Source organism: Niallia sp. FSL W8-0954 (assembly GCF_038005605.1).
GTDB lineage: Bacteria > Bacillota > Bacilli > Bacillales > Cytobacillaceae > Niallia > Niallia circulans_A.
Map to the genome: position 1 here is coordinate 4809783 of NZ_JBBOTN010000001.1, position 15657 is coordinate 4825439.

The 15657-nt window shown below is 37.4% G+C and carries 12 protein-coding genes and 1 riboswitch; of the genes, 1 reads left to right on the plus strand and 11 read right to left on the minus strand.

Annotation, left to right across the window (positions count from 1 at the left end; genetic code table 11):
- Window positions 1–52 precede the first annotated feature (52 nt).
- On the plus strand, window positions 53–1822 hold the full coding sequence (locus tag NX902_RS23480) for a glycoside hydrolase family 13 protein (RefSeq protein ID WP_163185087.1): 1770 nt from the start codon (window positions 53–55) through the stop codon (window positions 1820–1822).
- 203 nt (window positions 1823–2025) lie between these two features.
- Here the strand turns inward: NX902_RS23480 and pgmB are convergent, their stop codons facing one another.
- The 11 genes from pgmB to tenA all read right to left on the minus strand — a co-directional run bounded on the left by pgmB (window position 2026) and on the right by tenA (window position 15284).
- Complete coding sequence (gene pgmB, locus NX902_RS23485) at window positions 2026–2685, minus strand: beta-phosphoglucomutase (protein WP_095329456.1); 660 nt, start codon at window positions 2683–2685, stop codon at window positions 2026–2028.
- Between the two features lie 103 nt (window positions 2686–2788).
- Window positions 2789–5065 carry a glycoside hydrolase family 65 protein gene (locus NX902_RS23490; RefSeq protein WP_341161038.1) on the minus strand — a complete coding sequence of 759 codons (2277 nt, stop codon included), beginning with the start codon at window positions 5063–5065 and terminating at the stop codon, window positions 2789–2791.
- 12 nt (window positions 5066–5077) lie between these two features.
- Window positions 5078–5926: a DUF1189 family protein gene (locus NX902_RS23495; protein WP_328282807.1), complete on the minus strand. Its 849-nt coding sequence runs from the start codon at window positions 5924–5926 to the stop codon at window positions 5078–5080.
- Window positions 5927–6058: 132 nt separating this feature from the next.
- Complete coding sequence (locus NX902_RS23500) at window positions 6059–6895, minus strand: sugar ABC transporter permease (RefSeq protein ID WP_047940863.1); 837 nt, start codon at window positions 6893–6895, stop codon at window positions 6059–6061.
- A 1-nt stretch (window position 6896) separates the two neighbouring features.
- Window positions 6897–8198 (minus strand): sugar ABC transporter permease, encoded by a 1302-nt coding sequence (locus tag NX902_RS23505; RefSeq protein WP_047940864.1) that lies wholly within the window; start codon window positions 8196–8198, stop codon window positions 6897–6899.
- Window positions 8199–8429: 231 nt separating this feature from the next.
- Entirely contained in the window at window positions 8430–9689 is a 1260-nt protein-coding gene (locus NX902_RS23510) for an extracellular solute-binding protein (RefSeq protein ID WP_047940865.1), read from the minus strand.
- A 312-nt stretch (window positions 9690–10001) separates the two neighbouring features.
- Window positions 10002–11435, minus strand: coding sequence for a PTS system trehalose-specific EIIBC component (gene treP, locus NX902_RS23515; RefSeq protein WP_144544936.1), 1434 nt, complete (start codon window positions 11433–11435; stop codon window positions 10002–10004).
- A 278-nt stretch (window positions 11436–11713) separates the two neighbouring features.
- Window positions 11714–12448, minus strand: a complete 735-nt coding sequence (locus NX902_RS23520) for an energy-coupling factor transporter transmembrane component T family protein (protein ID WP_123258537.1) — start codon at window positions 12446–12448, stop codon at window positions 11714–11716.
- Complete coding sequence (locus tag NX902_RS23525) at window positions 12414–14027, minus strand: ABC transporter ATP-binding protein (protein ID WP_341161039.1); 1614 nt, start codon at window positions 14025–14027, stop codon at window positions 12414–12416. Before NX902_RS23525 ends, NX902_RS23520 begins: the two co-directional genes overlap by 35 nt.
- On the minus strand, window positions 14005–14601 hold the full coding sequence (locus NX902_RS23530; protein ID WP_095329448.1) for an ECF transporter S component: 597 nt from the start codon (window positions 14599–14601) through the stop codon (window positions 14005–14007). Before NX902_RS23530 ends, NX902_RS23525 begins: the two co-directional genes overlap by 23 nt.
- Entirely contained in the window at window positions 14598–15284 is a 687-nt protein-coding gene (gene tenA, locus NX902_RS23535) for a thiaminase II (RefSeq protein WP_144544938.1), read from the minus strand. Before tenA ends, NX902_RS23530 begins: the two co-directional genes overlap by 4 nt.
- A 117-nt stretch (window positions 15285–15401) precedes the next feature.
- Window positions 15402–15501, minus strand: a riboswitch (TPP riboswitch).
- Between the last annotated feature and the right edge of the window lie 156 nt (window positions 15502–15657).

The window sequence follows — 15657 nt, forward strand, 5'->3', positions numbered from 1 at the left end:
TAGATACTCAACTCTTTAATAATGCAAACGCTTGCGTAGAAAGGGAGATTTTATGTTAAAAGAAGCGATTTATCATCGGCCTGGCAATAATTTTTCTTATATTTATAAAGACGATCTAGTCCACATCCGTCTCCAGACAAAAAAAGCAGAAATGGAATCTGTTCAGCTTATTTTTGGAGACCCTTACATTTTTGTGAATCAAGCTTGGCAATACGAAAAAGCTCCCATGAAAAAAAGTGGCAGCACAGAGCTTTATGATTATTGGTTTATTGAAATAAAGCCTGAGTATCGACGCTTACGCTATGGATTTGAGCTTTCATCTGAAAAGGAGACACTTATCTATACAGAAAAAGGATTTTATGAAGCAATTCCAACAGACGATACTGCCTATTATTTTTGTATCCCTTTTGTGCATAAAGAGGATTCTTTTCATGCTCCCGACTGGGTAAGAGATACGGTTTGGTATCAAATTTTCCCAGAACGCTTTGCCAACGGGAATCCTATGCTTAATCCTGCTGATACGCTCGAATGGGGAAGTACAGAGCCTACCCCTACTAATTTTTTTGGCGGCGATTTTCAAGGTGTTATCGATCATGTTGATCATTTAGTTGATTTAGGAGTTAATGGTGTTTATTTCACTCCAATATTTAAAGCTTACTCTAATCATAAATACGATACGATTGACTATATGGAAATCGATCCCCAGTTTGGCGATAAACAGACGTTTCAAAAAATGGTAGATGTTCTTCATGATCATGGGATTCGGATTATGTTAGATGCTGTTTTTAATCACAGTGGCTATTTCTTCCCTCAATGGCAAGATGTCATGGAGAGGGGGGAGGAATCTATCTATAAAGATTGGTTCCATATTCGTGAATTCCCAATTCAAACAGCACCAATTCCAAACTATGATACATTTGCCTTTACCCCGTTTATGCCAAAGCTAAACACAAGCCATCCAGAAGTAAAAGAATATTTATTAGAGGTTGGCCGATATTGGGTAAGAGAATTTGCCATCGATGGCTGGAGGCTGGACGTTGCCAATGAAGTAGATCATCCATTTTGGAGAGATTTCCGCACAGAGGTGAAAGCATTGAAGCCCGATGTGTATATTCTCGGAGAAATATGGCATGACTCTATGCCTTGGTTGCAAGGAGACCAGTTTGATGCTGTTATGAATTATCCGTTCACAACAGGTGCCGTAAATTTCTTTGCGAAGGATTCGATTACTTCGACAGAATTCAAACATACGATTACCAATGTCCTTCATATGTATCCAAATAGTGTTAATGAAGTATCTTTTAATCTATTAGATAGTCATGATACGCCTCGTATTTTGACCCTTGCAAATAATCGAAAGGATAGAGTGAAACTACTCTATTTATTCCTTTTATCTTTCACAGGAACACCTTGTATCTACTACGGCGATGAAATAGGGATGGATGGCCCACAGGATCCAGGCTGCAGAAAGTGTATGGTGTGGGAAAAAGAGAAGCAAGATCTTGACTTATTTGCCCATATTCAAAAATTAATTTCACTTCGTAAAAACCATCCGGCATTTGGTAACAAAGGATCATTTATTTTCTTGGATTCCAATAATAATAATATTACAATGTACCGAAAAACATACAAAGAGGAACATATTATTTTCTCTATTAATAACACAGATCAAGAACAAACTTTCACGATTCCCGTTGAAAATATCGATAATAAAAATGTTCAAGATCTCTATCATGATAAAGAGATTATTTGGGACCTAGAAAAAGAATTAACACTGTCTCCAGGTGCGTTTTCAATTTTACAATTCAAGGTGAAAAGCTAACACCAACCTTCTTTTAAAAAGCGGATTCCTTCTGCGCTATGCAAAGGGAATACGCTTTTTTGTTTTTGCAATTAATTTGGTTGGGACTTATATGCGTTGAACACCACTTTTCCCCCTATCCCTTCCTCTCCCCAAAACAGCACTTTCCCCAGCCAAATAAAAAAGAACAGAGCATACAATACACTCCATTCCCTCTCACTCTATTATTCTCCTAATTTCTCCCTTAGCCGTTCAAGGGTTATTTCTGCGGTACTTCCGACTTGCCAATCTGCTAATTTCATGCGGTCAGGGGTGCCAACACCAACTGCAAACATATTTGCTCCCTTTATTGCTTGAATGCCAGCTTCCGCATCTTCCACTCCCACACATTCACGCACTTGTAATTGCAGCTGCTCTGCTGCTTTTACAAAGATTTCTGGATCAGGCTTCCCTTTTTTTAATTTTCCGGGATCGACGATGGTATCAAAAAAGTTTGTTACTTCTAAACGATCTAATATCACTGGACCATTTTTACTTGCAGAAGCAAGGCCAAGCTGTAAGCCGGCTTCTTTGCATTCTACCAAGAAGTCTTTTATCCCTGGCAATAAATCATGAGGGGTAATTTCTTTAATTAGCTCTTGATAATAGGTATTTTTATCGTGTGCCAGCTCTTCCACTTGCGCTTCAGAGAATTGCCCGCGAATTCCCCCATGATCTAGTATTTTATATAAAGAGTCCATGCGGCTAACACCTTTTAATTCCTCATTAAACTCACGATCAAAAGGAACTCCAATGGCCTCAGCTGTTTTCTTCCACGCTAAATAATGATATTCTGCAGTGTCTGTAATAACTCCGTCTAAATCAAAGATAATTCCTTTTAACATATTAATTGGCCTCCCTATATAAAAGGAGCCGTGCTTGCTTTATTCTAGCGCTCTTCTCTAGCAATAGAATACAATCAATCAGCGGCTCCCTTCTTCTAACTAGTTATTTCTTTCCAACAAACTCTTTTTCTAGTAAAATATCTTTTCCATATAACTGCATCTTTAGCGAACTCCCGGATAGAAGTTCTAATTTCACTTCCTCTGAAGTCGTTGTGACCCGAATTAATCGATTCCGATAATTGATTGTAAAGGTGTAGCTATTCCATCCTTTTGGAACAAATGGTGCAAAGGAAAGAGTTCCTGCTGCTGTGCGCATTCCAGCAAAGCCGTGGACAATAGCCAGCCAGCTTCCTGACATACTAGTTATATGCAATCCATCTTCTGTATCGTTATTATAATTATCAAGATCTAATCTTGCCGTGCGCTGATACATCTCATATGCCTTTTCCTCCAGCCCGATCTCTGCTGCTAAAATAGAATGGACGCAAGGGGAAAGACTTGATTCATGGACAGTCATTGGCTCATAAAAATCAAAGTTGCGCTTTTTCTCTTCTAAGCTAAATTCATGATTTAAGAAATACATCCCTTGTAAAACATCTGCCTGCTTAATGAAACAAGAACGTAAGATTTTATCCCAAGACCAATTTTGATTAAGTGGTCTCTCTTCTTTTAAAAGGGTATCTACGGTTCTTAAGTCTTTATCAAGGAATGTATCGTGCTGAACAAAGATTCCCAATTCCTCATCTACTGGGAAATACATCTTGTCAATGATTTCTTGCCATTTTGCTAATTCACTTTTGCCAATATTTAAATCTATTTTTCTTTTTGAAGTTGTTTTTTCAAGTAATTCTAAAGTATATCTTAATGTCCACGTCGCAATCTTATTCGTATACCAATTGTTATTCACGTTATTCTCATATTCATTTGGTCCTGTTACTCCATGTATCATGTATTGATCATTTTTTTTCGAATAATGTACGCGATCTGCCCAAAAGCGACTGATTCCGACTAACACATCTAATCCTTCATTTAGTGCATAGGTTTCGTCACCTGTGTACGTTGTGTAATTAAAAATGGCGTGGGCAATGGCACCGTTACGATGAATTTCTTCAAAGGTAATCTCCCACTCATTATGGCATTCTACCCCTGTGAAGGTTACCATCGGATATAATGCACCTTTCAGTCCCTGCTGTTTGGCATTATGCTCCGCACCTGGCAGCTGTTGGCGACGATAGCGTAATAGCTGCTCTGTTACTTTAGGCTCTGCTACTGCCAAATACATTGGAACGATATATGCTTCTGTATCCCAGTAGGTTGCTCCACCATATTTTTCTCCTGTAAAACCTTTTGGCCCTACATTGAGACGCGCATCGTCCCCATAGTACGTAGAGAATAATTGGAAAATATTGAATCGGATCCCCTGCTGCGCTTCTTCATCCCCATCAATTTGAACATCCGCCTTTTCCCAGCGGGCTGCCCATGCAGCAATATGTTCTTCTTTTAAGGAATCATATCCTTTTTCTTTCGCTTGTTTTGCTAACAAGTCAGAAACAGCACCTAATCTTTCTTCTTTCCAATCGCGAGAGGTCGAAACTGCCACATATTTCTGGAGGTGGATTGTATCCCCTTGTTTAAGCTTATTGTTATATGCATTAGCAACATACATCGGCTTTTCATTGTAAGAAGTTACTTCTAGATGATTAATGGTATTTGCCATCGAAGCAGATACTGCAAATCTTGGTGTTCCAAAAGGATTATCAACCGTTTTCATTATTAGATTGGCAGCATTAGCTTCTACTTTTCTGCCAGTCTCTTCCCAGAATTTTTCTTCATAGTTGGAATCTTCATTAGTCACATCACCATCTAAATATGGAACCAATTCAATCTTATGCGCTCCTGTTAGCGTTGTTACCTTTATATCTATTGCACAAACTTCTTTTGCAACAATACTTAAAAAGCGTTCAAACTCAAACTTGATTTGACTTTCTCCTTTTTGGAGGATGAAGCTTCTTCTTAAAATGCCTTCCTTCATATCTAGCTCTAGGTGAAAATCAATAATGTTTTCCTTATACAAATCTACTTTGGTACCGTCTACATAAATATCTACACCAATGAAGTTCAGCGCATTGATCACTTTGCCAAAATATTGAGGATAGCCATTTTTCCACCAGCCAACCCTTGTTTTATCAGGAAACCATACACCTGCAATATACGTACCTTGATGGAAATCCCCTGAGTATCCTTCTTCAAAGTTACCACGCATCCCCATATAACCATTTCCGATGGAGGTTAGACTTTCCTGCAGTCGCTTTTCTTTTTTTTCCAACTTATTTGATATTAATTTCCAGCTGTTTATTTCGAAAAGACGCTTATTTGTCATAATCTTCTCTCCCTATGCTTTATCTGAATCTATCTTTAGTCTTTTTTCTTTAAATCCTGTTCTAAAAAAAGCAAATGCAATCATTAATACCGTTCCAAGTCCTTGTATCATGATGAAGGTTGCAACATCAAATTGAATAAATCCATAGATTACAGCTAATATGGTTGGTAGTCCTGCTGCGTTAAGGACAATGGTTGCTGCCTCTTTAAAGGTTCTTATATCGGTAATATTTGATTTCTTTGTCAGCCATAATACGAGTGACATAAATAGAAATTGCACTACATTCATCGCTGTATAAACACCTGCTAGTAATAGTAACAGGATTGGCAGAAGGAACGCTTTGTTCTGCACATACCATAATGTTCCGATATATCGCAGGACATCTTCCTTGTTTTCTATTTTGAAAGGATATTTCTCCTCATTCATTGGGTAATACAATTGAAACCCAAACCCATTTTCTTCGGCAATTACAGCATAGTCCTCTTTAAAAACAATGGCATTTTCATAACCTTTAATAGCAATTGTCTGATCTTCTCCAGTCATCTGATATTTATTGTCCTTATCAATTGCAATCACATTTCCGCCTGTCTCTTCTGTATATTGACTGTCTATTCCCACTAACTTACCGTTTTTAACTTGTTTTGAAGACAATGACTTGGCAAAATCATCTGTAATTAATTCAGCTGTCTGGGGAAACAAAAACTCAAATGGGAAATTTGTTAGTTTTGCCATTTGAATAGAGGTTGGCATCATCATACATGCAATTAAGAAAATAAAAAGGAAAATCATTTTCGGCCATGTTAATAGATTCTTACCCTTAAATACATTTGTCGGTGTAATAATAGACTTGAAATATTGCATCAAAAATGGTTCCGACTTCTTCATTGTAATCCCACTCTCTTACTTTAAAATTCTTTGTTGTTTTCTTTCTATCCTAAGACGCCCGCGCCACTACTAGCAGACGTCTCTAACATTTCTTCAGTTGGTCACCGATTAGCCTTTTGATCCGCCGCTAGTTAAACCAGATACAAAGTTCTTTTGCAGGAAGAAGAATAAGACAACAATTGGTAATGCTGCGAGAACCGCTCCTGCCGCAAATAGCGCTACCTTTTGTTCACGCGGGTTGGAAATTAATGTTTGTAATCCAACAGCCAATGTTAATAATTCGTTGGAGCGTAATAAAAACTTAGATAATAAGAAATCATTAAATGGTGTCATAAATGCCCATAAAGCTTGAACGGCAAGCATTGGGCGCACTAATGGTAAGTTAATTTGTACAAAGATTCTTAAATGACCTGCTCCATCAATTCTTGCACTTTCGTCAAATTCACGCGGTATGGTATCAAAATACCCTTTCATTAACCATACGTTCATCGGGATACCACCACCGATATAGATTAATGACAGCAGCCAATAAGAATCAATTGCTCCAAGTACTGTTGCTAGTACGTAATAAGCAGTTAATGCTGCCATTGTTGGAACCATTTGAATAACAAGGAAGAAAATTAAGCTATATTTTCTTCCAACAAAGCGATAGCGGCTGAATACATATCCAGAAAGAGTGACCAATGTTACTTGCACAACCATTACTGCAACCGCAATAATAATCGTATTTTTATACCAGCTTAAATAATTCGTTTCACTAAAAAGTCTTTGGAAATTATCAAGTCCCCAGTTTGCATCCAATTTCAATGTAAATGCCGCCATATTAGTAGCTTGAAAGGCACTTGATGCCGTTACTAATAATGGGTAAATGATTACTATTGATAGGATTCCAAGAAAACCATATGTTAATATTCTATTGATAAGTCGCGATGCTTTCATGCTCATCCTACATCATCTCCTCATTGCCAAAAGCATTTGTTTTCTTAAATGTTATGAGTGATACTGCAATTACAATTGCGGAAATAATCAATGTTACCGCTGCTGCAACTGCATATTGCGGTGCTTGCCCTGTTGTTAATTTATAAATCCATGAAATGAGGATATCTGTCGATCCTGCATTCCATCCAATACTTCCTGGACCACCTTCATTAAACAAGTAGATGATAGAGAAGTTGTTAAAGTTAAATGTATACTGTGTGATCATAACTGGCGCTGTTGCAAAAAGGATCATCGGTAATGTGATATTGCGGAATTGCTGCAAAGCAGTTGCTCCATCAAGGTTTGCTGCTTCATATAAATCATCTGAAATAGATTGCAATACTCCTGTTACCATTACAAAAATATATGGAAATCCAAGCCAGCCTTGAATCATAATAAGTGCTGTTTTTGTCCAAGTCGCATCTGTCTTCCAAGAAATTGCCGGTATATCAATGAATGGAAGATGATTGATCAATGGGATTACTTGTGCGTTAATGGCACCAATACTGTCATTAAACATATTAGAGAATCCCATGATCGAAATAAATGCTGGTACAGCCCATGGCAATAAGAAAAGAATTCGGAAAAATGCTTTCCCTTTTACATGCTTCTGATGTAGCACTACAGCAGCAACGACACCAAGAACGATTTGTAAAGTGGTTGCCCCAAATGTCCAAATTAATGTCCAAACAAGGATTTTCATAAATGTTGCACGATAAGAACTTAAGAAAAAGATGTTGGTAAAGTTCTCAAAACCAATCCAATCAATCAGCTTAAATGGCGGTATATGTTGAAAATCATAGTTTGTAAATGCTATAAATAATGTCACTAATACCGGAAAAATAATGATAAAAGCCATTAAAATATAAGACGGGAATGTAAAGATGTAAGGGAATCCTTGCTCCCAAAGATTTTTCAATATATCAACCGTCTTCGTATTGATTTTTTCTCCTCTATCTCTTAATGCCCCTATTTTACGAGCATCATAAATGTTTAGTATATAGAAGAAGAGAAAGATAACAGTTAAAATTAACTGTAATGTTCCTTTAATCATTAGGAATAACGAGTGATCATCACGAGGTATACTTCCTAATGTTATTAAGCCTTCCAAAGCCTGAAATCCAGTTAATGCCATCTCTATTGCAAAAACCAAGAAGAGAGCAAAAAATACTATTCCTTTAAATGCTTGTTTATTATAAAACTGACCTAACCCAGGAATAATGGATAACAGGGATGCTTTCTTTTTATGATTTGTTTCATTTCGACTCATTGTGGGCTATCCCCTTTCTATAAAATTGCATATTGTTGCATAATGGTAATTTATTGATTTACCAAAAGAAATCATCACTCGCCCAACTTCTTTTGATAAACCAACTTGTTTTGAAAGTGTTTTCAATGCAAACGATTGCGTTATGGAAAGACGAAATTTCTAATTATCAGTTATGACAATTAGAAATTTCGACTAAAAGGGAGTGGAATATCTCCCTTCCTTTAAGCTACCTTATTTATATTTTTGATCAATCGATTCTTTAATATTTTTCACTGTATCTTCTGCAGATTGTTCAGGTGTTTTCGCACCAGAAACTGCATCAAATATTAGATATTGTCCGCCATCCCATACTTCAGCCATTTGTTGAATATTAGGCATTGGAGAAGCGTTTTCAAAGTTTGCAATAACTGCTTGAGCTAATTCATTATCTGCTGGTACCGCTTTACGTGCAATTGTGTTTGCAGGAATTTCATTTGTAGCTTCAAAGAATTTTGTTGAATTATCAGCATTCCCAACATACTCTAACCATTTTGCAGCTAATTCCGGATCTTTCGCATAAGAAGAAGCTACCCACGCTTTTCCTCCACCAAATGCAGCGAATTTTTCACCATTTGGTAATGTAGGGATTGCACCAACTCCATAATTAACGCCAGCATCTTTAAAAGTATCTGCCATCCATGGGCCATCAATAATTACAGCTGTTTTCCCAGTAGTAAACATTTCTGTGATAAAATCACCAGAACCGGTTACGTCCTGCATACCTTTAGGCCATTGATCATACCAAGTCTTTGCATATTTAATGGCATCGATTGTACCTTGATTGTTTAACCCAATGTCAGTTGGATCTGTTCCTTCACTTCCAAATGCATATCCGCCATATCCAGCAACTAATCCATAACTAAAATAGAAGTCCGTCCATTTTGCTAAGAAAGCTGTGTTCTTGCCAGACTCAGCTTCAAACGCATACTTGCTATCTTTTGTTAATGCTTCTACCTCTGAGAAATCTTTAGGCATTTCTTTAATTAAATCTTTATTATAGAACCCTACTAAAGTTTCGATAACAAATGGTGTTCCATATTGTTTGCCATCAAACGTTACTAGTTTTTCTTCCGTTTCTGTAATTCCTTCAGGCTGTGCTGTTACTTCAGCTAAATGCCCTTGGCTTCCCATTGAACCAACACGGTCATATGGTGCGATAAATACATCTGGACCAGTTCCAGCAGGACCATCTAGCGCTAATGCGTCAGCTTGATCTGTCATCGCCATTACGACGACTTTTACTTCAGCATTATTTTTAGATTCAAAATCGCCTTTGATACTATCAATATATTTTTTATATCCATCTCCATCTACTGACACTGTTAATGTTTGTTTTCCGTCAGAAGATCCGCCTTTTGAACTTTCTTTCGTATCATTGCCGCCACAAGCGGTTAAAGAGAATGCAGTAAGCAACGCTACTCCTGACATTAATAGTTTTTTATAACTCTTCATGAAATTTTCCCTCCTTATTTATCTCACATTCTTATTGTAGATTTGAAACCGTTTTAATGCAATCGCTTTCTCTGTGTTACCGATAACAGAATGTAACATAAAAACATAACAATGAATAAATTACGCTATTATTGGGTAATGTCCGTAAAAGTATGTATATTTCTATGGACCAATAGAATTTGATTACCTTTGTCCGATCCTTTTTTATTAGCTTAGAGAACCTCTCCATGTACAAATAACGGAACGCAAACAAAAAAGAGTCGAAGTTATCCCTCCTAAGGGATACTGTTTCGACTCTTACTTATTAAAATTTTATCCTCTTACTCTTTTCAAAGAAACTTTCCCCATATTAAGCTTTGAGAAAACAATTGTCAGAATAAACGGTATAACAATTGCGAGCACCATTGCAATTAAAAATGTAGGCATATGTTCTGCTTTGATAGATAAAAATCCTGGCAATCCTCCTACCCCAATAGAATGAGCCATAACTCCTGATCCAACTGAGATAACTGCTGCCACCATCGATCCAATCATGGCCGCTAAGAATGGGAAGCCATATTTTAAATTAATACCAAACATGGCTGGCTCTGTAACGCCTAAATAACAGGAGATTGCCGCTGGAACGGATACTTGTTTTTCTTGTTCGTCTTTACGATTTAAATAAATCATCGCTAATACTGCTGATCCTTGGGCAATGTTAGATAAAGCAATCATTGGCCATAGATTTGTTCCGTCAAATACACTCATTAATTGTAAATCGATTGCATTTGTCATATGATGTAATCCTGTAATAACAAGTGGTGCATAAGCAAAACCAAATATGGCCGCAAATAACCATCCTACCGAAGAGGTTAGTCCAGAATAGACAACATCGGAAATGGCAGAACCAATTGTCCATCCAATTGGGCCTAATACGGTATGGGCAATTAATACAGTTGGTACTAATGCAAGGAATGGCACAAAAATCATCGAAATCGCATTTGGAATGATTTTACGCAGACGCAGCTCTAGGAATGAAAGTAATAGACCTGCTAAAATAGCGGGAATTACTTGAGCTTGGTACCCAATCATGTCTACTTGAGCAAACCCAAAATCCCAAAATGGAATTTCTTCTGCTCCAGCTACTGCATAAGCATTTAATAATTGCGGCGACACCAGTGTGATCCCTAATACAATTCCAAGAATGGGAGTAGCCCCCATCTTTCTTGCAACTGCCCATGTAATTCCGACAGGCAAGAAGTGGAATATCGCTTCTCCTATTAACCATAAGAAATCATTTGTCCCGGCCCAAAACTGCGATACTTCTACTAATTTTTTAGTTCCGCCCTCCACTAATTTAATTTCGCCTATAACATTACGGAAACCAAGAATTAATCCTCCCACAACAATCGCTGGAATGAGCGGAGTAAAGATATCTGCTAAATGGGCAATCATTCTTTGCAGAAAATTCATGTTTTGCTTTGCTGCCTTTTTCGCTTCATCTTTAGAAGTATCACTTACTCCCGCAATAGCGATAAACTCATTGTAAAAAGATGAAACTTCATTGCCAATGATAACTTGGAATTGGCCTGCTTGAGTAAACGTTCCTTTTACAAGCTTGATTTTTTCAATGCTGTCAATATCAGCCTTAGATGGATCATTTAAAACAAAGCGCATTCTTGTCGCACAGTGTGTCACCACAGAAATGTTTCCGCTTCCACCAACATGCTCAAGAAGTTCTTTTACCTGTTCTGTGTACTTCCCCATCGTTCTTCCCCCTTTTGACTATACTATCCTGTATTTATTAAATCGATTATAATTCCTATTGCATAATCAACACATGTATATACAAGTGTTGATTACGTTTTCATTATAGTTGTATATACAGGTAGTGTCAATACAATTAAAATAAATATTTGAGATTAGGGAGAAAGGCGTTATTTGTCCATATTTTCCTAATAAAAATAGATCCCTACAATTTATTCATTTCCCTTCGTGTACATTCCGGAAGATATGAATAAATGTGGGATCTGAACTGCCAAGCCCTATATAAATACAGCAATACAAATAGCAATAACTATCATCATACTAAAATATAAATAATCAAATAATGTAATAGAAGTTTTTTGAAAATATGTCCTATCTTTTTCTCCTGTAAATCCTCTTACTTCCATTGCCATCGCCATTTGCTCGGAACGGCGAATTGCCTGTGTTAACAAGGGAACTGCATAGCGGAGGAAAGCCTTCCAGGTACCGCTATGTTTATAACCTCGAATTCGATGGGCTTCCTTTAATTGGGCAAGATCTGATTGAAACATCGGTATACAGCGAAAACCAGCCATCATTCCATATGCCCATTTCGGAGATAATTTCCATTGATGGATAAGACTCATCATTAATTCGTATAAATTCGTGGTGGTTGTAAAAAGCAATCCGATAGTCACAAATGCCAGCATCCGCATGGCAATAAGCAAACCACTATTGATACTTTCCTCAGTTACTTGAAACCAAGCCCACTTCCAAACGACTGTTTCTCCTTTTCCAAATGCCGCTAACATCCAAAAGGTAAGTACAAAAAAAATAGAATATGGGAGAAGCACTTTACCAAGAAATTTCCCTTTCCACCCCCCCAATGTTAAACCAAGTATTAACACATATAGCCAAATTGCTACAGTCGAAAAGGCGCTTTGAATCGTCATTAAAATAACCATTAATATGATATGGGTCATTAATTTCATCGCTGGATTAAGTTGTGATAGATAAGACTCGTTGCTTTTGATTGTCTTCCGCCTCCTTTAAATCAGCGATTAATTGATAATGAATAGGAGGAATAATAGCTAGCCTTTTACAAAGCTCTTGATTGGAGAAAAGCGAGTACGGCTGATCAGCAAAAACTAGGTTCTTTTGTTGTAGGACAACGACTTTGTCTGCATATTGATCCACTATATCCATATCATGTGTAACCATAATAATGGAAGTTCCCTCTTTCTTTCTTTTTTCAAGAACCTGTAATAAATCATGCGACGATTTTGCATCTTGCCCAAAGGTAGGTTCATCTAATAGAAGAATATCTTGATCTAATAACAGCATCGTAGCTACACTTAATCTTCTTTTCTGCCCAAAGCTAAGGGTGAAAGGATGTTGATTTTTATAAGGCTCTAATCCAAATTCCTGCAAAAGCTCTGTCGTTCTTTTATGAATAGCCGCTTTATCCCATTGATATTGAATACCGGAGAATGATATTTCATCAAAAACCGTTTGAGTAATAAATTGGAGCTCAGGGTTTTGAAATACAAATCCTAAGTGCTGATACAGCTCTCTGTCTTTCCACTTTTTCAGATCTTTTCCATGAAAGCAGATGTCTCCTTTTTGGCTTTTTTTAAGATGAGCAAGCAGCTTTAAAAAGGTGCTTTTTCCCGCACCGTTATTACCAATAACAGCAATCCATTCTCCTTTATTTACGGTTAACTCGATGTTTTCTAAAATGTTCTCTTTAAGGTAAGCAGCAGTTAAATTGTTCACTTCCAGAATAGGGTCGGGTTTTATTTCAAGAGCCATTGTCCTTTTTCTTTCATATGCCTTTATTAATTCTCGTCTTCTCGAATGATTTTCATTTTGGATTATATCCTCCCACTTATATGGAAAAACTTGTGGAAGCCATATACCTGCCTCTCGCATCTCCGCTTTATATTGTTTAACTACCATAGCTGGGTCGCCATCAGCAATTATTTGCCCTTTTTTATTGAAAAGAATGACACGATCCATCCATTCGATACAGCCATCTAACACATGCTCTACCATTATCATTGTTTGCCCAGCTCCAGCGGCAGTATCTTTCATTACCTCAAAGACTTCTTTTCTACCTGCCGGATCTAGCTGTGCTGTTGGTTCATCTAAAAAAAGCACCTCTGGCTCCAATGCTAAAAGGCAGGCCAGTGCTAGACGCTGTTTCATTCCCCCTGAAAGATTTGCAATAGGAGTATGCGGCTCTATTGTTAGTCCTACCTTTTCAAGAAGTTCAAAAATCATGGCATCCATTTCTTCCCTGGGTACTTTTCTATTTTCGAGACTAAAGGCAATTTCCTCATCAACATGCTGCATGCAAAACTGGGTATCAGGATTTTGGAAAAGAACCCCTGTGCTTTTTCTCCTAATCACTTCTCCCGATACATATGCTTCGATATGTTCTGGAATAATGCCCGCTAAAACAGATAGAATAGTAGACTTCCCACTGCCGCTTGGACCAAGGATTAATACTTTTTCTCCTTGATTAATATGTAGTGTCACTTCTTGGAGGACAGGTTCCCTATCCTCCAAGAAGCGCACAGACAGATGGTTACATCCTAACAATGAACTCATCATTACTCTCCTTCTTTCGGTTCACTTTAGAAATCGCATAACCATTTAAGACTCCTGTTTTTCCAAGTCCCTCTACAATTGCCTTTGCTAATAATCCACCCAAAATAAGACCACTTATTACTTGAATAACAAAGGTTAATAAAAGTGTCGTTGTCGTATAATAAGAAAAACCATTTGCTAGAAGGCTATATAGCATGCTGCCACAAGCTGCCAATCCTCCAGATAACATTAAGACAGAAACATGGTATTTTTTATAACGAAAAATCGCAAATGCTATTTCTGCCCCGACTCCTTGGAATACGCCGATTAAAAGTGCTGATAAACCAAAGTGACTGCCAATCAAGAGCTCGACCGAAGCTGCTACTACCTCTGCAATTAAAGCAGCCCCTGGCTTCTGCAGAATAAAGGCAACTATGGGACTGGCTATCACCCATATGCCAAACATAAAGTTAGCACCAACTGGGCCGACAAGTGCCGAAATAGGGAGCCATAAAGTGGACCAGCCCATATAGAGAACGCCGCATGCTACGGCAATCACTACTAGTAAGACAACCTCTTTAACTTTCCAGTTCATATAGACACCTCAAACGTCTTTACTGGCCACTCCTCCACATGGTATGCCATATCCCAAAACTTATATTCTAGCTGACAGCTTAATAAAAAGTATTCCTTTAACTTTTCCTTCTGTTCTTCATTAAGGGTTTCAGCAAGTTCATCTAATCGCTGACAAAGCGGAGTAGTAACTGTCATAGGGCCATCCCCATAAAAATGGATCCAGTCATAAAAAGGATGGGTACTATCTGGGTTTACCTCTTCTAAAAGTTTTTTCCCGATTTCTACATACGTCCATGGACAAGGTAAAAGCACTGCGATAATATCAGCAATTCCTCCTTGATGGGCAACTGTTAGCATATGGCGAATATAATGGTGAGCAGCGGGAGCTACTGGGAATCCTTGTAGGTCTTCATATTTAACACCTGCTACCTCACAAAAATTATTATGAGGGTGTATCTCACTATGAAGCACAAAGGAAATTTGGTTATTAAATAGCTCCATGTCTTGTCTGTTCGTACTTTTTGAAATCGCCAATCCATAAATTTTCATAAAAGCATTTAAATATTCAAAGTCTTGTTTCACATAATGTATAAGCTGCTCTTTCTTTAAATCCCCTTTAGCAATTCCTTGTACAAATGAATGTTCCATAATTGCCTGAAAAATTGGTTCTGCCTGTGCACGTAATTCTTGTGAAAAACTCATGTCCATTTCCTCCTTTAATTTTTATTGAAAAGGAAAACATGGAGTAACTTTGTATACAAAAAAGCCACTCCAAAAAATGGAGTGGCTTTATAATGAATAAATAAAACACTAATATTCAATGGGCCGACTCCACTTTCCTACGCTAGTATGAACTAGATCAGGTTCAAAGGGTCCAAGTAATCTTGTCTCAGCCAAAAAGGCTCCCCTAGTGGATTTTCCTATTCAATTACTTACTACATTACCGAATACACATAATTTTTGTCAATCATTTTTCACTGATACTTTTTGATTATTCTGTTTATCCTTCCTATTAGAAGGGAAACTTAAATATATATTTTCCGTTAATCTTTTAGAAACTTTCACAAAATAGACA